Annotated in this window: 8 protein-coding genes and 1 tRNA gene; 2 read left to right on the plus strand and 7 right to left on the minus strand. The window is 45.8% G+C overall.

All coding sequences use genetic code 11. The annotated features are described in order from the left end of the window. Positions 1-28: 28 nt before the first annotated feature. Complete coding sequence (locus J4N22_RS12305; RefSeq protein ID WP_207494979.1) at positions 29-4,858, minus strand: PAS domain-containing sensor histidine kinase; 4,830 nt, start codon at positions 4,856-4,858, stop codon at positions 29-31. A gap of 217 nt (positions 4,859-5,075) precedes the next feature. Between J4N22_RS12305 and J4N22_RS12310 the strand changes: the two genes are divergently transcribed. Next, positions 5,076-7,970, plus strand: coding sequence for a patatin-like phospholipase family protein (locus J4N22_RS12310; protein ID WP_207494981.1), 2,895 nt, complete (start codon positions 5,076-5,078; stop codon positions 7,968-7,970). A gap of 435 nt (positions 7,971-8,405) precedes the next feature. Here J4N22_RS12310 and J4N22_RS12315 read toward each other — a convergent pair whose 3' ends face one another. Continuing rightward, the gene (locus tag J4N22_RS12315; protein WP_207494983.1) at positions 8,406-9,020 is read right to left on the minus strand and encodes an HAD family hydrolase; all 615 of its coding nucleotides are present in this window, start codon (positions 9,018-9,020) and stop codon (positions 8,406-8,408) included. Positions 9,021-9,107: 87 nt separating this feature from the next. Between J4N22_RS12315 and J4N22_RS12320 the strand changes: the two genes are divergently transcribed. Further along, positions 9,108-9,181 (plus strand) — tRNA-Ile (locus J4N22_RS12320). Between the two features lie 345 nt (positions 9,182-9,526). Here J4N22_RS12320 and J4N22_RS12325 read toward each other — a convergent pair. From J4N22_RS12325 to J4N22_RS12345, 5 genes are all read right to left on the minus strand, one after another. After that, positions 9,527-13,711, minus strand: a complete 4,185-nt coding sequence (locus tag J4N22_RS12325; RefSeq protein WP_207494985.1) for a T9SS type A sorting domain-containing protein — start codon at positions 13,709-13,711, stop codon at positions 9,527-9,529. Between the two features lie 35 nt (positions 13,712-13,746). Continuing rightward, positions 13,747-16,686: a PKD domain-containing protein gene (locus tag J4N22_RS12330; RefSeq protein WP_207494986.1), complete on the minus strand. Its 2,940-nt coding sequence runs from the start codon at positions 16,684-16,686 to the stop codon at positions 13,747-13,749. Positions 16,687-16,782: 96 nt separating this feature from the next. Then, positions 16,783-19,278, minus strand: coding sequence for an Ig-like domain-containing protein (locus J4N22_RS12335; RefSeq protein ID WP_207494987.1), 2,496 nt, complete (start codon positions 19,276-19,278; stop codon positions 16,783-16,785). Between the two features lie 57 nt (positions 19,279-19,335). Then, entirely contained in the window at positions 19,336-21,291 is a 1,956-nt protein-coding gene (locus tag J4N22_RS12340) for an OmpA family protein (RefSeq protein WP_207494988.1), read from the minus strand. Positions 21,292-21,332: 41 nt separating this feature from the next. Beyond that, complete coding sequence (locus tag J4N22_RS12345) at positions 21,333-22,358, minus strand: PorP/SprF family type IX secretion system membrane protein (protein ID WP_207494989.1); 1,026 nt, start codon at positions 22,356-22,358, stop codon at positions 21,333-21,335. Positions 22,359-22,415: the final 57 nt, after the last annotated feature.

A 22,415-nucleotide genomic window follows, 5' to 3' on the forward strand; every position in this document is an offset into this window, starting at 1 on the left:
AGCTAAAAATATTGTATTGCCAGCTTATTTACAATGGAATTTCTACAGCTATGGTTGTTCCCTTTCCGGGAAAAGTGTCAATATGAAAACTGCCATTCAAAATGTTCACCCGTTCGGTGATGCCAAGTAAACCAAAGGTGCGTTTTTCCTTAGCTTCTTCCTTATCGAAACCGCTGCCATTATCCGTGATGCTTAACCTGATGAGGTTATTTTCTTTGTGCAGGGAACTTTCTATCAAAGTGGCATCTGCATGTTTCAATGCATTGGTAAGCGCTTCCTGGTGTATGCGGAAAAGAGCAATAGAAATAGGTTGCGCGAATTGTTCTTCTTCTACATTGGTATGTAATTGAACAATGATGCCCGTGCGGCGCGTAAACTCTTCGCCTTGCCAGCGGATAGCATCTGCCAGTCCAAGGTCTTCCAATATTCCCGGACGTAACTCAGTAGATATTTTCCTTACCGTATGTATGGTTTCATCGAGCAGCAGGAGAGAGCTCTTCATTTTTTGTTGTAGTTCTTCATCGGAAGCCTGCAGCCTTTTACCTATCCACGACAGGTCCATTTTTAAACCGGTAAGTTGTTGTCCCAGTTCATCATGTATCTCCCGTGCTATATGGGTTCTTTCTTCTTCGCGTACCTGTTCTATATGCGAAGCCAGTTGTCGCAATTGCCTGGTGGTATCAAGCAGTTCTTGTTTTGCCAGTTCTTGTTCTGTTAAGTCAACAATGGTGGCAAGCCGTGCATCTTTATTATTGAGGTTGATGGTGTTTATGGTAACATGAGCACGGATAAGCTTACCTGTCTTTGTTTTGTGAGTTGATAGAACTGATGTTTCAGAAGGTATTGATTGCGCAACCAATCCTTGCAGCTTTTCCTTTTCTTCGTCAGGTCTTATGTCAAATAAAGTCATTTGGAGGAACTCCTGCCTGCTGTACCCATAGTGTCGTACTGCGGCGTCGTTCACCTCTAAAAACTGTAAAGTTTCAGCATCAAAGATCCATTTGGGGTGCGCTCCTCGCTGAAACAGCAGGCGATACTTTTCTTCTGAAGATTTAAGTTTCTCCTCTGTAAGTTTTTGTTCTGTTATATCGTTGCTGATAGATAGTAGTTGTTCTACTTCGCCCTGTTCATTTTTAATGGGAATAGCAGTGTAATGAATAATTCTTTTTGTGAGTCTTCTCCTGCTACCTGTAATGAGGTTCTGGACCTCTCCTGTAGTTACTGCAGATTTATAAAGAGGAAGCAAATGTTCTATGGTTGCCGGCTCAAAAACTTGTTGGAGGATTTGACCTACTACCTCATCCTTATCTACTCTTATTGCTTCTGCCAGTGCATCATTGATGGCTTCAAACCTGAACTGATTGCCACTTTCAACTTTAAAGAGAACCATACCGTTGATGGTACTGTTGAAAATTATAGACAGTTGTTGCTGGTTATCTTTTAATTGTTTTTGGTACTGGATCTCTTTGGTTATATCTCTTGCTGCTACCAGCCAAGCTTCTATGTTTTTGTAAAAAATTTTGTCAGTATTTACCTTGGTATAAATTATCTCTCCATTCTTCTTTTTCTGCTTTACTACCGTATCAACATTTTTATTTTTTACAAATAGATCATTCAGGTATGCCAATAATGTTTCGTCTTTTTCTGCCCGCAAATCTTGAACAGACATATTCAATAATTCTTCTTTTGTATAACCATATTGGCTTTCGGTTGCTCTGTTCGCTTCAATAATATTAAAGTCCAATGGCTGGATCATGTAAAGCGGTACAGGGTTTTTATCAAAAAGAACTTTGTAATTTTTTTCTGATGCTCTTAATTTTTCCTCTGTTACTTTTTGTTCAGTCACATCCTGCACAGTACCTACAAATTTTTCCGGAACTCCTTCGCTGTTTCTTACAGCTTCTCCTAATTCGTGCATGTAGCGTATCTCACCAGTAGGAAGTGTTATTCGGTGAATTACGTTATAATCAATTAGCCCCGCTGTAGCCAATTGCAGCATATTGTCAACCATGCTCCTGTCATCAGGATGCACAAAATGCATGAATAATTCAAAAGTAGGTTTAAAGCTTTCCTCTTCTACTCCAAATAGATTATAGATCTCTTCTGACCAGTATACCTCTTCTGTTAGGAGGTTCAGCTCCCAGTGACCCATCTTGCCAATCATTTGGGCTTTCTTATACCTGGCTTCACTATTTTCTATTTCTTCTGCATATTTTTTTACTTGTGTTATATCCCTGAAATTAGTTACAATAGCATTTACAGCAGGGTCATTTAAATAATTCCTGTAGGTACATTCTAACCATTTAGTTGTTCCTGAAGGATGTAAGATTTCAAGAGAGACCGTTTTCTCTAATCCTGTATTGCTGGCCACTTCATTAAATGTGTTCAGCATAAGTGGAACATATTCCGGAACTATAAAATCATGTTTGTTGCTGTTTATTAATTCATCCCTTGGAATGCCTAATATTTCTTCTGCTGAGCTGCTGATCTCAATAATGTTTCCTTCTATAGACATTAAAGCAATTCCATTAACACTATTCTGGAAAATGGCTTTAAATTTTCTTTCGCTTTCCCTGAGTTTGTCAGCAGCTAGTTTTCGTTCTGTAACATCGGTGGCATAACATGCAGCAGCTATTATTTCACCATCATTATATACAGGATGAAATCGAATCAGCATCCACATATTGCCTGTACCCTCCTTTGAAGTGACTATTATTTCGGATTCAAATTCTTCACCTGAAAGTGCCCTATCGTAAAACGCCTTCCACATAGAAAGATGTTCCTCATCAAAATACTCATAACTCAATACAGTTTCCCCCGGGTTTAGTTCCAGGTTAGAAGAAGCCTTCAAGCTTTGCTTAAAAGAATGATTACCTGCTATGAGATGATAATTTTTATCAATGCTCCACATCAGATCGGTGGAGGTATTTATGAGAGCTTCTTTATCTTTTCTTTCCAGTTCCTTTTCATGTTCTGCTTTTAGAATTTCAGTGATGTCACGTGCATTTATCACTATTCCTTGTACATCCGGGTCGTCCAGCAAATTTTTCAAAGTGGCTTCAATCCATCTCCAACTTCCGTCACCATGCTTTAGCCTTACATGTGGCGATATAATGGTTTTTTCTTCAAGGACCTTATTTACAGTGGCAAAAGCAATCTCAAGATCGTCAGGATGTAAAAGATCAGATATGTGTTTGCCATCAAAAAACTCAGGATCATAATTCAAAACTTTTATTGAAGTAGGACTGTTATAAATAAAGTTTCCTTCCCTATCTATTATAGAAATTAAATCGTTTCCACCTGTGACTAGCTTTTTAAATCTTTGTTCACTATGCTGTAATTGTTTTTCAGCAAGCTTTCTTTCAGTAATATCCTGGAAGTAAATGGCTAAACCTTCCCTGGAAGGATACATGGCTGTCTGATACCATTTATCTATCCCCTGTAGATACACATCCTTATAGACAGGTTTGTGTGAGGCGATTGCAGCTGCCATGTGTTCATGCAGCTCCGGGGTAATTAGGGGGTTTTCTTCTTCAAATGCATTTTTATTAATGAGTTCTCCAGTTGTTTTTCCTGATATAGTTTCTGCCTGGTGGTTCAGGTAAGTGTATTTTAAATTACTGTCAAATGCGATAAATGCATCCGATATGCGCTCATAAACATGAGCAAGTTCTTCTCCTTTTTTATTTACTTTTTCTTCCAGTTGTTTGTTTAACTGGAGTAATTGTTCGCCTAAGTTTTTCCGTTCTGTGATGTCCTTGCCAATAACTATGTATCCTGTTTCTTCACCTGCTTGATCTTCTATTTTGGATGCAGAAAATATGATCCATTTTTGAGTATTGGTTTGTTCATCAAAAAACTGCATTTCAAATTGCCAGTTCTCATCCTTTGTCTGAAGATTTACAATATCATTTTTAAGTTCGGTAGTGTTTGAATGTCCGAAAATGTTCAGAAGGTTTTTACTTATTGCTTCTTCTTTTTTAATTCCGAATAATAATTCTGCACCGTGATTCCAGTTTAAGATCTTGTAAGCATCATCAACATAGATGATGGCATCACTTACTTTATTGAGTAAAGCAGATAAATAATTAACTTGGTTATGTAATTCTTTTTGTTTGGATAGATCTCTTATCACACAAACAGTTCCTGTTACTTTTCCTTCTATATCTTGTAAAGTGTTCACTGATATATACGCAGGAAATTTATTTCCATCTTTTCTGTGCGTAATGATCTCACCTTGCCAATGGCCTTGATGCAGGAGCATAGCAGCAACTTCATCTGGAGTATTATGCGGGTAAATACTTGCTGTGATTTCTCTTACTGGTTTGCCGATAACTTCTTCCTCTTTCCAGCCAAAGATTTCACTTGCGGGCTGGTTGTAGCTTGTAATTTTAAAATTTTCATCAGTAGCAACAATTGCATCAGAAATAACATTGTATAGCGCTGAATGCTCTCTATAACTTTCTGCCGCTTTACTCGGCACTACCTGGTCCGTGATTGTCACCAAGACCAGCCTGGTACCCTCCACATTTATAGTCGTATAGAATACTTCAGAATGAATGGGTGTTCCATCTTTTTTTGTGAACGTCGTATGGGAAACCTCGCGTTTGCCATTGTTGTCAATGTCAAACAAATTCTCAAACATGGTTTGAGAAGCGGATAAATCAATTGTTGTAAATTCTAATCCCCGTATTTCTTCCATTGTATAACCGAGCAGTTGAAGTGCTGCTTTATTAGCGGCTTCTATTTTAAGCGATACGGCATCTAATAGCAACATGCTGATAGGCGCATTATCAAAGCTGATCTGCCTGGTCGTGTTATCCCAATCTTGCGAATTATTAAAATGGCTCTTTGTCATATGGAAGAGGATTAGAAATAGAACAAACTTTAACCAATTGTACTATATAAACAAAGGTAGCTTGTAAAGGCTCAACCTGGTGAAGTGCTTTGTGGACCTAGGTTTAACCACTATGGTAGTAGGAAAAAAATTATGGTTGAGTTGGTTGATGCGCTTGCACCTATGGAAAAAAAGAAGCATATTTAAGAAGTTGTTCACTCTCCTCAAATACCTATTTATGAAAGCATTCAAAGACCTGTCCACTGCATCTAAGCTTGAAATTATTGATGAAGCGAGAAGTGTTTTAAACGGCTCGTACCGAACATCTAGCGAGCTGGAAGAACTGTATAAGCTGCTGGCCAAGATGGACCAGTTTGCTTATGCTACAGAAGTACTGCTGGCTAAAATGCGTCAGGATGAGTGTGAGGGTAGGGGCAAATCGGCTGGTGAATTGGCTAAAGAATATGAAGTGCTTGCAAAGTTTATCTATAAAGATCATGCTCTGCCTTCGCATTTCAAGTTTGAGAGAGCTGTAAGGGAGTTGAAAGTGCATAACAGTCTTTCTACCACACACAGTTGCGAAACATTAGGACTGGCTGGTGCTATTTATAAAAGAAAGTGGCAGTTCGATCACCAGTTTAAGAACCTGATTTTGTCAAGATACTATTACCAAAGAGGTTTTGCCAGCTGGAAGCAATGCCTGAAGCAGGCGGAGAATGAGAAAGAAAAGGATAAAGATGATAAAGGATATACCGCTATTAATTATGCTTACATCAACGAATTGATGGCTGTAGATAAACTGGAAGAGCATGGGCGCATCACAGGCATTACCAATAGCATCTACACGCTTTTTGATACAGCAGATGACACCCGGATGTTTATTTTAAAAGAGTTCATCAAAGATCCTTTTGATGCAGAACCACAACTACTTCATCACGATGTGGATCACTGGGTGCTGGCTACTTTGGCTGAGGCATATTTTGGTTTGCGGCTTTACAACCAAGCTATCATTTTTATCAAAGAATATGTTCAACTGCAGGGTACGCTACCGTGGCAAACGCGTTCATTTCAACAGCAGCTATTTTCGCTGGCTTACCTGCAGATGTACCAAAAGGATTATGCTGAACAATATGGAGCAATGGATGCTAAAGACGCAGCAAAATTAAAAGGAGTGGCGGCTTCTGTTCACCCGGCAAAGATCAATGAGTGCCTTGCAATGCTTGATCGCTCTTCGCATACAGCTACTGCGGCCAATGTAGAAGTAAAGAAAGATGGCAAGTTCGGGCTGGCTTTATCGGGTGGTGGTTTTAGGGCGTCGCTATTTCATATTGGTGTCTTGGCTTCGCTGGCTGAAAAGGATGAGCTGCGCCATATTGAGGTGATTTCCTGTGTATCGGGCGGCTCTATCATTGGCGCATATTATTACCTGAAACTAAAGATGCTTTTAGAGACAAAAGGTGATGACGAAATAGTGCGCAACGATTATATAAGACTGGTGCAGGATATTGAAAAAGATTTCCTGGAAGGTGTACAGAAAAATTTACGCATGCACCTGTTCAGTGACCTGCTATCAAACTTCAGGATGTTTAAGAAAAGCTACTCTCGTACACACAGGCTTGGGGAACTATATGAGGAGCATCTTTTCAGCAGGATATTCAAAGATTTAGATGCCTATAATGCTATGAATGGCACCGATTATAAGATCATCCCGGATGCAAATGAAGGAAAGTTTTATATGCATGATCTTTTGATAAGACCCAAAGGAGCGCCTGAAAACTTTACCCCTATCACCGACAATTGGAAACGAAAGAACAGGGTGCCTCAATTGGTGCTGAATGCAACAAGCGTGAACACAGGTCACAACTGGCAGTTCACCGCTTCATGGATGGGAGAGCCACCTAATTATATACAAGTGGATGTAGACGCAAAGCCAAGACTTAGGCGGATGTATTATAAAGAAGCGCCTAAGGCTTACCAAAACTTCAGGTTAGGATATGCTGTAGGGGCATCTTCTTGTGTGCCTGTAATGTTTCACCCTATGCCGCTGCCCGACCTGTACGAAGGCGTAGACCTTGAACTGATTGATGGTGGCCTGCATGATAACCAGGGAATAGCTACACTTATAGAACAGGAGTGTACCAACATGTTTATAAGTGATGCTAGTGGTCAACTGCCTACCAACAAAACAGCCACAGGTGATGGTCCGGGGATATTTATGCGCAGCGATAATATACTGCAGGAAAGATTGCGCGAACTACAGTTCCTCGACATAAAACAACGTAACGAAACCAGCCAGATCAGCAAGTTGTACAAAGTGCACCTGAAGAGCAACCTGCAGGAGCGCCCGGTAAACTGGAAGTACTGTAACGACCCTGCACGCACACTCATGGAAGAATATTATAGGAACAACAATGCATGTACCGTATTTGGGATTGATAGGAAAGCACAAAAGCTGCTGTCGGAGATACGTACTGACCTGGATTCGTTCAATGACGTAGAGGCGTATGCATTGATGTACAATGGCTATGTTCAATCGAACTACGAGCTAAATAAGCAAAAGCAGAATGTATACCTGCCCAACGAAAACCTGTGGCGATTTGCTGCCATTAAACCTTATGTTACCAATCCAGCCCTTTTTCCTGAAGTAGAGAAAACACTTTCCATAGGTAAAAAACAATTCCTGAAGGTTTATGCAGCAAGTAAAGTGCTTAAATACGCCGTATTGGCGCTTGCTGTGCTGCTGGTAGCGGGTGCTGCCTGGTTCATTTACCTGTCGTGGGATGCAAAATACCAGTACAATTTTACTATGAAAGCAGTGGCGATCAGCGTAGGAGTTTTCATTCTTGCCTTCTTATCTCGGTGGGTAGCAGCTGTAGTTAATTGGAAAGGAACAATTAAAGAATATGCTGCTTTATTGGCATTGACTATAGTAGGGTGGCTAGCATTTAACGCATACCTGCGATTTTTTAATGGCAGGTACAACAACAGCGGCAAATTGCCCGGGAATAGCGACTCCCAAGAAGACAAAGGAAGCGAAGCAAAAATAACCGCTACACCAGGTGATACCCCATCTAATGATATGGGAACAATCACTGTATTTGAAAACACGGATGCAACGATCCGCTTGAATTAGAGATTTTTGGTAATAGAAAAAGAGCCTGTAAGGGCTCTTTTTGTTTATGTGAAAAAAGTTTTACCAGTTAGTTTCTCTTGCAATTTCAAGTACAATTGCAAAGAGGAGATCCGGGTAAGGCTACGGCTTATAATGTTGTTTTTTCCAATTGTAAACAATGCTGAGAGATTCCGACTTCCACAGTAAAAACGTGAGGCGTTGCTTGAGGTGAGCGCTTTCCAAAGGTTGTTGCTTGCAGGCAGCCTCAAGTCGGGCTATTTCTCTATGCATTGCAGCTAATGTTAGGTCAGTGGTTTCTTTGGGCGGATGTTGTACTATCATGCAACTAAGAATTACAAATGGATTATAAAATTACAATATGTATTCTTAAAACAGCAACTGTAGCAACTAAAATTGTCTCTTCTCCTTCAGATTTAATCTGGATGAATAATGCCTTTAAAGATCCAGGTCGAGAACAGTCTTAGGTGACTGCAGCAGTATGGTATGTAATCCTGCCTGCCTCGCCCCATCTATGTTTTTAGGAGTGTCATCTATAAAAAGTGTTTCATCAGCCTCTAGTCCTTCTATTTCCAATAGCTTGGTAAATGCTTCAGGATAGGGTTTGCGTACACCTATTTTGTGCGAGTAGTGGGCTTTTATAAAGAAATCATCAAAGTTCTTGTAGCCGGTGTTGTCGCGGAATATTTGCTGAAAGCAGTCGTAGTGAATTGCATTTGTATTAGAGAAAAGATAGATTTTGTACCTGTTGCTGATCTCTTTAAGCCACTCCAGTTTCTCTGGTGCAAAAGTGCCCAACATGGCATTCCATGCTTCTTTTATTTGTTTATCAGAAAGTTCAAGCTGAGTTGCCTCCCTGAAAGCCTGGTAAAAGCCATTTTCATCCAGTTTACCTGTTTCCAGTTGTTCAAAAAGGGGGTTAGCGTGGTGCTGGTTGTACAGCTCAGAAAAATTAGTAACGCCCAGTTCAATGAAGGCGTTTTCTGTTTTGAAATAGTCAATATCGATAAATATGCCGCCCAGGTCGAAGATGATGTTTCTAAAATTTTCCATGGCAGCAAAAATAAGTTAGGTTGGAAAGTGAAAAATTTTATATTTGCAGCCGCTTCCACCGAAGCAGTTTCCTCGCAAAAGGAAGCAGGGCCTATAGCTCAGTCGGTTAGAGCACCTGACTCATAATCAGGTGGTCCTAGGTTCAAATCCTAGTGGGCCCACAACCTCAAAAACAATGACTTGTACTAATACTACAGGTCATTTTTTTTGCCCTGTGCATTAGGAAATGTATTGGAATTGCAACATGCAGGATTGTCATGCCTTCAAGCCGACTGAATTATAGGCGTGCTTCATTTTATACTTACCATTGTTGCACATCATGATGGTCAGTTATCTAGATTTTCTACCGCTTGTTTTGACGGACTGGATGACAGGAATAAAATCAATTGGATGAATACAACGTGAAAGCCAAAAGCTTTTAGAGCAGCAGGAAGAACATCAACTACCAGGGTGCAAATAAAAAAGGCTGCCAGTTACGGCAGCCTTTTTTGCGTCTAAAAAATAATCTACAGCTTGATAAACTTCACGCTGCCTGTTGATCCATTTTCATGTACCAATCTAATAAAGTACTGACCTGCTGCAAGGCTGGAGACAGGAACAACAATATTGTTGCTACCCTGTTCAACCTGTTGCTGTTGGTTGTACACAACCTTACCTGCCAGGTCTGTGATGACCAAAGTGGTACGTAAAGTTCCGGGAGCCTCTACTACTACTTTTACGTCACCTGCAGTTGGGTTAGGATAAACAGTTCCTACAATCATGACGTTTGTCTTCTCACCCTTTAGCAGTACTACATTACTTACTGTTTCTCTTGCATCCTGATCCACCTGGCGTAACCTGTAGTAACTGCTGCTCAATTTTGTTTTATTGTCAATAAAGCTGTAGGTATTGCCAAACGTGCTGTTGCCACCAATGGTTTTACTTTCAACAAATACAATTGGACTGAAGGAGCGGCCGTCGGCACTGCGTTCCAGGTAGAAGCCTTTGTTGTTGATCTCGCTGGCTGTGCTCCACGATAGCTTGTTACCCTGTACTGTACGTTCACCTTTGAAGTGTAGCAGCACTACCGGCAGTGTATTTCCGAAATCACCGGCATCAGCACCTATATCTGTAGGCGTAAGCTGCGTCCTGTCTTCGCCATCAAAATCAATGGTAACAGATGGTATAGCCACACCCGCTCCTTCTACCGGTGAAGAAACACCGCTCTGGATGTGCAGGTTTGCCATATCAGCGGAGCCTGTAGCATTGATGAATTTAGGATCACCTGTTAGGCTATTGTCGTCGCCTGCTATCCATCCTGCTGTATAGCTGGCTACATCAGCAGTGCCGGTGTAACCGATGAAACCATCAGTACCACCTGCCTGGTAAAGGTTGTAGTTGATAGATGCACCGGCAGCACTCGTTGTAAAGTGCAGGCCATAGTGCTTACCACCGCTACCAGCATTGGAGCGAACATTTGCAAAAATATTGTTGCGTATGTCGTAGGTGCCCGACGTAGATGTGCGGGTAAACGCAAAACTGCTCTTAACAGTTGGGCCAACACCTGTTCCACCGATGTAAATCGTGTTGAACCAGATATTGTTTGTTGATGAAGAAGAGTTGCTGGAGATACCACGAACAACCACGGCGTTTGATAGTGGTGTACCATCCGGCTTAATACCTAGCCTGAAGATATTGTTCACGATGTTAGAAGTAGAAACAGCATGATCCAGTGCTGTCATCACAACGTTGGTGTTAGCAGATACTAAATCAAAGCTGTGCACGTAGTTGCGGCTGATGTCGTTCACCACCGACGATGTGCCGCTGTAGAAAATACCCGTCATATTGCTGGCCGCTGTAGAAGTAGCATTGGATAGGCTAAGTGAGTGAATGGTATTTCCACTTACAGTACAGCCTGCTGCATTGCTGTTCGACATAATGATACCAGATACCGCACTGCTTAGTCCACCGCCGGTAGCAAGTGAATTGGTAGAAAGATTGCGCACAGTATTACCTGTGATAGAAGATGCTGAAGTAGTAACTGCGATACCCCTTGTAAAGGAAGAAGTACCACCACCGGTATGAGTATTATGAATGTTTGAAACAATGTTGTTGCTGATGCTGCTGGTAGTAACGCCACTGGTTATATTGATACCAGTAAATGAATTGCTCAAGGTGCCGGTGTAGCCAGAAGCCATCTGGATGCTGTTAGGCGTGGTAAGGCTACCAACGACGTTGCCTGTTATGGTAACAAGGTTAGCTCCACCATTTGTAATACCTGATCCGATACCAATAAAATTGGTAGCTACTGTTGCACTAGAACCGTTGATTGTAATGGCTCCAACGGTGTCTTTTGCTACCGTGATGTTGTTGCCTCCACCTACTCTTATACCGAATGAAGTACCACCACTTCCGTTGGTAACTGTTATAGATCCTGTGCCTGTACTTGCGCCTATCGTATTGCCTTTTGCACTTCCTATGTCAATGATTCCGTTAGCTGTGTTGATACCTATAAACACGCCGCTGGTGCTGGTGCTGGTACTGGTAAGGGTGATATTGCGGATTACGTTGCCAGCAACAGAAGAAGCCGTTCCTGCACCCAATGAAAGATCCATACCCCAGAAAAGGGTAGCGTTAGATGCTGTCATAGTATAAGGAGTACCGCCGGCATTAGGTTCTGTACCACCGATAAAGTTGTTGGCGATATTGAAGTTGTTAGCTGAAGTAGCAAGAGACCCAACGTTTGGTGTTATCCACAAACCACGATGTGTGGCACCAGTAGTATAGGTTCTATTTGCAGTTTGGTAAAGATGGTTGCCATTTATTGTCCATGCAGTATTTCCCTGGTCTACTTTTATACCGGTAGAAGAGGCTGATGCGTGGAAGAAATCATACACGTCATTGCCAACTATCATATTGCTGTCGTTATTAGCCACAATGTTGCTGGTGTTGCCATACGCTGAAATGCCCATCGCAGGAAAGCCCCCTGCTGTAGCATGGATATGATTGTAGCTAATGTGGTTATGATCGTTGCCGTTGGCTCCTGTAGTTCCTCCTAGGTACACAACGCCAGTAGGCGAGGTCGACGTAGTAGATGTATTTTGACCTGCGATATCGCAGTAGGTAAGTGTATTGTAAGACGCTTCGTTCACAAACCTGACTGCTACACCGGCAGCAGCTGTATTTTCTATACGTAAACCGGGTGCATTACCCACACCTCCAGGACGTCCATCCAGCACAAAGTTCCTTGAGCCGTTGAAGTCGATGGTAGCAGGTGTGGCGTTGCTGGAAATCACCAAGCCAAATGCTCCTGCTGCAGGAACCAACTTGATCACTGGTGCTCCTGTGGCACATGGCCCGGTAGAAAGATTAGGTATAGTGATAGGGAAGGTTTCGCCGCTGCTCGAGTAGGTTGGCTGCAATTCAAGCGTCACATTTCCTGTGGCGCCACCTGCAAGGTAAATGGCTTGCAAAGCTGAAGTAATGCTGGTGTAGTTGCCACTTGGACCTACACTATATGTACCGCCAGCTATTGGTGCACATGCAGGTGTACTGGCAGATTCACTTATTGGTGAAGCTGTATTGTAAGCCACGTTGTAACATGATACATCATTGTAAGCGTATACTGTATACGTGTAAGTGGTGTTTCCTGAAACGGTGACATCATCGAAAGTAGTGGCTGCACCTGCACTTATCACAGTAGCATTGCCGAGCATAGATCCTACAGTGTATGTTGTACCATTGGCAGGTAGTACAGTTGGTGCGGCAGTTCCGTTTGTGCGAAGCACCAGGTACTTATCTGCTGTAGGTGCAGCAGCACTGAAGCTACCAGTTATGTTGTATAGTGTGGGAGTTAGCGACAGCGCAGAAGCTTGTGCTACAGGCGCAACACAGGCAGGTAATTCATTTACACTAATACCCATCACTACTACGGTAACACCAAGCGTTGTATTTGTTTTGGCCACGTTCACACTGGTGATCTGCTTAGAATAATTAGCAGCATTAAGCGTGAGCTTTATCTCGTATAGCCGCGGGTTGGTGGCGCTGCCATCCTGCCCATTGTCTGACAATGCTACACGACCTATACCCTGGCGTGCTATAGGTGTTCCATTATACCAATCGGCAATGGAAACGTTAGTAAAAGTTTGCGTTGAACCATCAGCAAAATTTAATGTAAAAGTTGCTGTAGAAGCACCCGTGCCTGACAAGGCGAGTACGTATACTTCACTGGCATACTTAGGTGTGGCAAAACTTAGTAGCCCTGCATTTGTGCCAGTCAAGCGCAATGCATTTGGTACTGAGTAATCTTCCAATTGAAAGACAACGCCACTTGTGGCGGCACTATTGATGGTGCGGTTTGCGGGCAGGAAATAAGTAGGTAATGCGCTGCTGGAAGTAGCTTGGAAATCAGCAGCTACTAGTGCATAGCCGGGCGAACCACCATCGGCATTGGCTGTAACAGATGAGGTAGCCGCTCCCACACCGTTAGCCACTACATCGGCATTATAACCTGATACAACTACTGGCTCGTAGCCTGCCTGTACGGCTGCACTGCTTACCAATCCTACGGCTGTCAATACAATCGGCATCCATCGCCTGGCGCGCTGGCCGGAACGCTGGCAAATTAAAGGTGAGTAGGGTGGGGGTGCCATTTGCCCTCTCATGCTCGTATTCCACCAGGAGCGGAACAACGTGTAAAGCTTAACCATCATGTCTGATTTTATTAGTGAGAAATTATGTTGATCAATCATCGTATCAATAGCAGCCAACCTGCTATTGGTTTTTCTTCGCGCCGTAGCTGTACTATGTAGTAGTAGGTAGCCAACGGTAAATCCTTCCCGTTAAACCTGCCATCCCACGGCCTGTACGAATGCTCCCATTTTGCCACTACCTGTCCATACCTGTCGTACACAAACACCTTCGCCTGCGGGTAGCCAGCCAGTCCCGGTATCACCCATGTATCATTGATACCGTCGCGGTTGGGCGAAAAAGAATTAGGAATGTGAATAGCCGTATCTGGTATTATCCGGAAATATTGCATTGAAAAACTGTCGGTACAACCCAGGCCGTTGCTTGCAATCAATGTAACAGTATAGCTACCGATAGCGCTGTACTGGTGGAATGGATTGGCAAGTTGTGAAGTAGTACCATCGCCAAAGTTCCAGCGGTATTGGGTGGCGTGCTGCGACTGATTGGTAAAGCTTACGCCGGCAAGGCTTAGCGGAATAGCCACTGCTGTACCCGGCGATGCAGTAAAACGTGCTACTGGTGGTGCTGCTACATTAATGTAATTCGTTCTTACGGCGGAGTCGATGCAATTGCCTGCCGCAGCTACCAGGGTAACGCTATAGGTTCCGCGGTTAAATAGATGGGATGGCGCCGCATCAATATAGCTGGTGCCATCGCTTATTCTCCAGGTAAAACTGGTAGCTTGGGTTGATGTATTATTGAACTGTACCTGCAGCGGTGCACAACCACTAACAGGCGTAGCAGTGAAGGCAGGTACAGGCATAGGCTGAACATAAACCGGTTGGCTTACAACAGGTGATGTGCAGGTTAGATTGGAAAGCGACAGGCTGATGACCTGGCTGCCACTGGTGCTGAAGCGCACATTGTATGGACCTGCTCCTGAACCCTGCACTACATTTCTCGAACCAAAGTTCCAGTTATAGGAAGCAGTGGCAGGTGCTGTTCCGGTAAATGTCACCGTCACATTTGATCCTGCGCAGATGGTATCAGCCGATACACTGAAGGAAGCAACAACCGGCGCATCTACCCGTACAGTTTGCTGCGCCACAGTAGATGTGCATCCATTCTCTGTTACCTGTAGCGTTATCGTTTTAGTACCCGCATCTGCAAAGGCAATGGTTTGTTCTCCAGCACCGGGGCCGGGAGTGGCTGTGCCGCCGTTCAGGTTCCAGTTATAAGTAGCAGTAGCAGAAGCACCACCCGTATAGGTTGTTACCACGGTTTCGCCAGCGCATATAGCTGCTGGTGCTACCGAAAAGGCAGCCGAAGGAATAGGATGTACCACCATCGGAAGTGAGGCTGTATCGGTGCAGCCACTATTATTTACAAGCACGGAAACAGTGGTGGCTGATGTGTTGTTATAAACCACTGTATACGGTCCGGCAGCAGTGCCCTGCTGTACATTGCCACCACCAAAGTTCCATGTGAAGGTGCTACCTACTGGCGCACTTCCGGTAAAACTAACAGTGACAGATAAACCTGCACAGATGCTGTTATTGTTCAACGATAGGCTGGCAGCAGGCGAGGCATTTACCTGTATAGGCTGCTGCGTGGGCTGCGAGATACATCCATTATCTACTGTTAGCGAAATAGCAGTATTACCTGCTGTGTTATAGATGAGTGTATAAGGTCCGCTTCCAGAACCTGACAATACAGTTGCTCCACCAAAGTTCCAGTTGTAGGTAGCGGCCGCGCCTGCATTGCCGGTATATGTCACCACCACCGTATCGCGTGCAGAACAAACAGTAGCGGGCACTGCCGTAAAAGAAGAGGTAGGTGGTTGATTAACCGTTACTGCAGCGTAGGCGGTATCACGACAACCGTTGATGTCTTGCGCCCACACCATATAATTGGTAGTAGCGGCAGGCGATACCGTAGCCTGGCTGCTGTTGATATTGCCCGGCTCCCACTGGTAAGTAGAGATCGTTCCGCCTGTAGCTACAGCAGTCAATGTACTTGAGCCACCTGCACAGATAGCTGCAGGCTGTGCACTGGCCGCCAAAGTGAAAGCAGGTGTAGATGGTACTGTAGCTGTATAGGTAGAAACGCAGCCAGCACTGTTGGTGATGGTAGCAGTATAGCTTCCTCCCGGTAGGTTCAGGGCGGTTACTCCGTTTTGCACAGGTGTAGTATTCCAGCTGTATGTATAGCTTCCAGTAATGCCCAACGCGATGCTGCCGTTGCTCTGTCCACACGATGCAGGCGTGATAACAGGCGCAACAACAGGTGGTGTATAACCCATACCCGATACCGCAAAAATGAATGCACGGCTAGACGAGGAGCTGGTGTTGGTAATACTGATAGAGGCTAATGTTTTGGTGCAGTTTACTGTGATGTCAATTGCATACAGGCGCGGATTGTTCGGCGCCTGCTCGTAGGTACCGGCACCAAACGGTCCGTTGATACGTTTGATACGGCCAAAGCCTTGAAGCATGGGATTTGCTCCTCCTATCCAATCAGGCAATACCCGGTTGGCAACCGTTTGAAAGGTGCCATCAGTGTACCGTAATACAGCAGTGACAAATGCATTGCCTTCGGTAGCAGTACCGAGTAAACTGATATTGGAGAAAACGCCTGGCGTAGTAAGTGTCAGTACACCATTTTCATTTTGCAAAAGATAAAGCGCATTATTGCTGGTGCCACTGCCGGTGCCAAAGGAAACCATCTGGTACAAGCGATTACCAGATACCACCGTTCCGTTGTTTGGCAAACCGTAACCCGCAGGAATATTATTGGCTGCAGCAAATTGTTGCGTACACATAACAAAGTTGGAAGGCGTGATGGCATCCATCTCCCTTGTAGTAGTGGCGAGGCTACTGGTACCTGTTCCTTCAGCTACCACATCGTGGTTGAAACCTGTAACTGCTATGGGATTATACTGGGCAGCGAGTGCCAGTGGAGCTAATGTCAGTAGTACTGCAATTATTCTTCGCATCATGTGTACCAGGTTGTGAGGCTGCAGCCTTGGGTGTAAGGCTGCAGCTTCTAAATTTTATGTTCTTCTCATGTATCGCTAATGAAGTTGTAGCCCTGTTTATCGAACGAGGCTAAACGAACCTTTTTTCACAATGTTGCTTCCATCGCGCAAGGTGATAGAGGCAGCATATACATACACGCCCACAGGTTGCTGCCTGCCTTTGTAGCTGCCATCCCATCCTCTCTGCATGTCACGCGTTTCATAGATCATTTCACCCCATTGATTGAAAATGCGCAGGTCGACTGCCGCCAGGTCGTTGCCATACACGCGGAAAATATCGTTGCGGCCATCGCCGTTTGGCGTGAACACGTTAGGGATGAAAATATTGTTGCTAAGTGTGGTAGGGTTGGCTGTGCCTGCACTGCTTGCCTGGCAAGCTTGTGCACCCAGTGCACGAACAGCAATGGTGACAACAGTGCCCGGGGCTAGTCCTGAAACCTGGTGTTGTGTACCCGTAGGTCCTGACGACGGTGCACCATAGCTTCCGCCATTTACAGCCACTTCGTAGCCTGTAGCGCCGGTTACAGGTGCCCAGGTAAATGTGACGCTGCTGGCGGAAATATCACTAGCTGTTACAGTAGGCGTGGCAAGTACGGTAGCCATAGAAACCATCACTGCACCACGTGATGCGCTCACACATCCTCCTGTATTCTGCGCCTGGATGTAATAAGTGGTAGCGGCGGTAAGAGCTGGAGTTGTATAGCTGTTCCCGGTATGTAAGGCGGTGCCGCCGGTAGCTGCAGCAAACCAGCTATAGGTAGTACCGGCCTGCGGGTTGGCTACAGCAAGTGTAGCAGTAGCACCACTACAAATGGTTACAGCATCTGCAGCAGGTACTGCCAGTGGAGCAAGTATAGTAACGGCAACAAATGTTCTGTCGCTGGTGCAGCCAGCGATGGTAGTTGCCTGCACGTAATAAGTTGTGTTACTGCTTAAGGCAGGTGTAGTGAATGATGTACCGGAAGCTATTGCCGTTCCGCCTGTAGCAGTGGTAAACCAGCTATAGGTGGTGCCAGCCTGTGCACCCGAAACGGTGAGCGTAGCAGTGCTGCCACTACATACCTGTGCCGCCGCAACGGTAGGTGCCGCAACAGTTGGTAGCACCGTTACTGTAACATCAGTCCTGCTGCTGGTACAGCTGCTATTGTTGGTGGCAGCTACATAATAAGTGGTAGAGGCAGTAAGTGCTGGTGTAGTAAATGAAGTGCCGGTGGCCAAGGCCGTACCGCCGGTAGCAGCACTATACCAGTTGTAGGTAGTACCGGTTACAGCGTTAGATATGGTTAGTGTAGCGGTTGCGTTGTTACAGATAGTGGCAGCAGTTACCTGTGGTGCTGCAGGTGCAGGGTTGACTGTTACTGTTACGGCCTGCCTTGTACTGGTACAGCCGTTAGCTCCTGTAGCCTGTACATAGTAGGTTGTATTGGCCATTAGCGCAGGTGTAGTAAATGATGTGCCGGTATGAATAGCTGTTCCGCCCGTAGCAGCAGTAAACCAGTCATAGGTGCTGCCTGCATCCGGGTTGGTGACAGATATAGTAGCAGTACTGCCGCTGCAGATAGCGGGTGCCGTAGCCGCTGGTGCAGCAACTGGCGCAAGTACGGTAACTACCACCGTAGTGCGTGGGCTGTTACAACCGGCATTGTTTGATGACTGCACATAGTAGGCAGTGGTAGCGGAAAGATTGGGGCTGTTGAAAGTCGTTCCTGTGCCTACGGCGGCTCCTCCCGATGGCGTAGCGTACCATGTGTAATTCAGGCCTGCTACCGGTGATTGTACGCTAAGGCTAGCCGATGTTCCGGGGCAGATAGTTGCCGGTGCTATTGCAGGCTGCTGCGCTACTATCACCTGTACACCCGAAACGGCAAATATGAATGCCCTGTTTGATTGGGTATTGGTGCCGGTGCTCATATTGGTGAAACTGATGGAGGCCACCATTTTATTGCACTGCACCGCTATATCAGTAGCATACATACGTGGATTGGTAGGAGCCTGCTCGTAGGAGCCTGCAGCAAAGGGGCCGTTCTGGCGTTTGATCCTTCCAAAGCCCTGTAAGATCGGGTTGGCGCCGCCTACCCAATCCTGGATGTTCAGGCCGGGAAAGCTCTGGATGGTGCCATCGGTATAGGTAACAATAGCACTTACCGATGCTGCGCCTTCAGTAGCCAGGCCAAGGAAACTTAGTTGAGAGAAAGCTGCAGGTGTGGTCAGTGTTAATGTCCCGGTCTCGTTCTTCATCAGGTATAGCACGCTGTTTACTGGTGCTGTGCCATTACCCAAAGGGGCCAGCTGGTACTGCCGCGTGCCTGATGTGATGGTGCCATTATCAGGTATACCATAACCACCGGTGATGGCATTGGCGGTAGCAAACTGCTGTGTGCAGATAACAAAATTGGACGGTGTGAAGGCATCCATTTCGCGGGTGGTGGTGGCAAGGCTGCTGTTGCCGGTGCCATCCGCAACCACATCTTCATTATACCCGGTAACCGTTACAGGCGTAAAAGTTTGTGCATGTGTCACCTGTACCAGCACTACCATTAACATTATTGCCATTAATTTCCTTAGCATACACTTGTAAGTTTATTCGCTTAGTAATCTTTTGTTGTTGCGCTAAAAGCCGATGATCTTGAATTCGGCACGCCTGTTTAGCTGGCGACCTTCAGGATTGTCTTTGCCATCGCTCGTCGTTTCGTTGCCCACATGGCAGCATTCGCCATATGGCATGATCACGATGCGGCTCGCATCAATCATCTTTGTTTCGACTAAATATTTCATACATGCCTTCGCCCTGTTCTCAGAAAGGCGCATGTTATAGGTCTCGTTGCCTTTGCCATCGGTGTAGCCGCCGATCTCGATCTTCATGCCGGGTACTTTGGTCATAGCAGCGGCAAGAGAGTCGAGTGTTGACTTTGCTTCATCGCGAAGTGTAGCTACATCAAAGTCGAAGTAGACGAACATCAGTTTGGAAGGTGGCTGTGGTTTGTCGATCGGCTGCAGGCATAGCAGCGGGCTTTGCATTGTATCGAAAACGCCACCCGCAGTAGTTATGGTTGCAGTATGATAGTTGTCCTTTTCGCCTGTTACTTTACCGGCAGCGTACTGTGCAGGTAGTTCGTGCAGGTAGCGGCCATCGGCACTGGTGGTAATGCGGATGTTGCGGCCGCTGCCATCTTCTATGGTAAGCTGAGTGCCGGCAAGTGGTTGCTGTGTTTTGCAATCCACTACCAGCCCGGTCATATATCGTTTGTATTCGCGGTCAAGCGTAAGCAGTTCCAGGCAGCAGGCAGAGTACCTGTCGGAACTGATGAAGGCGCTGGTAAACAACCTTTCATTGCTGTTGGTAAAAAAGTGCAGGTCATCTTTTACTGAGTTAACCGGGTAACCGGCATTTACCGGCTGCGCCCATATATTAAAATCTCCTGCAGAAGTGAAGAGATCGAAGCCGCCAAGCCCTACGCGGCCGTTAGAAGCAAAAACCAGCGTGTTGCTAGCTGCATGGTAAAATGGTGAAACATCATCGCCTGCAGTATTAATGGTGCTGCCCAGGTTCTTTGGTGCCGCAGCCACATTGCCATCGGCATCAAGAGGTGCCACCCATAGGTCAAGCTTACCCATAGTGCCCGGCATGTCAGAAGCAAACAGCAGGAATTTGCAATCGTTTGTTACGAACGGGTGCTGCGCATTGTAGCCGTCTGTATTTACTAAGGGCAGTTTCACCGGCTCGCTCCAACCGCCGGCAGCAGGTTCACTTGTATAAATAGCTGCACCCTTGGCGCCTGTAGATTGCCAGCGCGTGAAATACATTTTACCAGATGGTGCAAAGGCTGCAGCGCCTTGCTCCTGTATGCCGCCCGGTACCGCTAGCCTAGTAGGCATGCCGAAGCTGTTTTGGCTGTAGCTGGCGCTGTAAATATGATTGGTGTACGGACCCGTTGTTGTGCTATCGTTCCTGGTAGAAGTGAAGTAGATATCTCCCTTGCTGATAACAGGCGCATAGGTGGCTCCGGTGCTGTTGATGGCCGCCTTGCTTACCTTATATAGAGCCGTATCTGCACGCTGCATCTGCTGGCTTGCAAAAGCATAATTTTTTACCTGCTGCTTCGCCTGTACTAGCAACTCTTTATCGCCTGCGTTGGCGGCAACATAGCGCTGCATTACATCGTTTGCTTCAGCTGTTCTGTTGGTGGCGGCAAGGCAGGTGGCATACCAGTACAGCAGGTCAGGATTAGCCTGCTGATCGCCTTGTGCAAGCGAGGCATAGTGTGGCGCTGCTTTGACAAAATGGTTAAGCTTGCGATAACTTTCAGCCAGTTGGTAAACAGCCTTGCGCTTCGCTGATGCCGGCAATTGTGCCTGCACGGCCTGCTGTCGTGTAACTGCAAAAGGATTATTCACAGCCGGTTTTACCGGCGCGTTCTCATCAAGGTATTTCTCGTAATAGCTGGCAGCGGAGAAGAAATCTCCCTGTTCAAAATATTTATCAGCAGCTTTTAAAAAGTCGGTGCGGGTTTGTGCCGCTGCTGGTAGTAGCTGCAGCAACAGCAACGCAATAAGCAGGTATCTCATGTAGCTAGTTCAGTTTTGGTAAGTGGTTAGGTGCGGCGCAATTACAGTCGTGGGCAGATGAAGTGGTGCCGCTCCGGCGTGAACTTCTTTTTGCCAAACAGTGACAGCGATATCTCGAAGCTGCTGGCGTTGCCCGCCATCTTGCCCAGGTTCGATGTATTGACATCGTAGCTAAGTCCCAGCAGCATGTTCTGGTAGTACAGCCCTACAAATGGTGATACTGCATCACCTAAGCGGTAGTTGGCGCCCAGCAGCAGGTCTGTCTTTTCGTTGGCGGAAAGTTGTGCATAAGCTCCTGCCATCACTTCCTGTGCAGTGCCCTGGCGCATGTAGATTACGTTTGGTATCAGGCTGAACTTGTCTGCTACTGCCAGTTTTACGCCGCCATGGGCAGCATAGCGAACCGGCAGTTTTTCATCATATCCCGATGCGCTGAATGGGTCCGTAGGAGTGGTTAGGTGAAACGCAGAAACGCCGGCAAAAACGTTGGCTTTTTTTCCAGGCGTACCGTCAAAATATGCGATGCCTGCGCCTGCATCGAAGGTGCTGGCTGAGCTGGCGTTCAGGATGTCGTTGGATGGAGCAGCAGGATTGTAACCTGTTGAGGCATTCCACTGTTCGCCATACTCAAATTTGGAAGGGTTGAACCTGCGGTTGATAATGCCACCGGACAAGGCCAGCGCCACCTGGTGGTTGCCGTTTGTGCCAAACCTCAGTCCTGTGTAAGCCAGCGATACGTAGCCATTCAGGTAGTTATAAGCACCTCGTGCAGCCGATTGGTTCATCACGTTCATGCCAATGTTCAGGTTTTTGCCGGTGGTGAAGTCGGCTGAAAGGCCAGGTGTGGCAAAGGCGCTGCTGATGCCGGACCACTGGTTGCGGTAAATGGCGGTCACGCGGTAGTCGCCATCAATGGCGCCGGTAAGGGCCGGGTTGAGTGCCATGGGGTAGACGTAGTACTGCGAAAAGTGTGGGTCAACCTGCGATCTTACTGGCTGCACACCCACAAAAAGAGTTGCTACCAAGGTAAAGAGAAGGAAGTAAAATAGAGGAGTAGATCTCTGCATGTGCGTTAGGTTTGGTGGTAAGGAAGCTGGCAAGCGACCAAAAGAAAGGCGGTGAAC

Origin of the sequence: Aridibaculum aurantiacum (assembly GCF_017355875.1) — a bacterium.
GTDB classification, from domain to species: domain Bacteria; phylum Bacteroidota; class Bacteroidia; order Chitinophagales; family Chitinophagaceae; genus Segetibacter; species Segetibacter aurantiacus.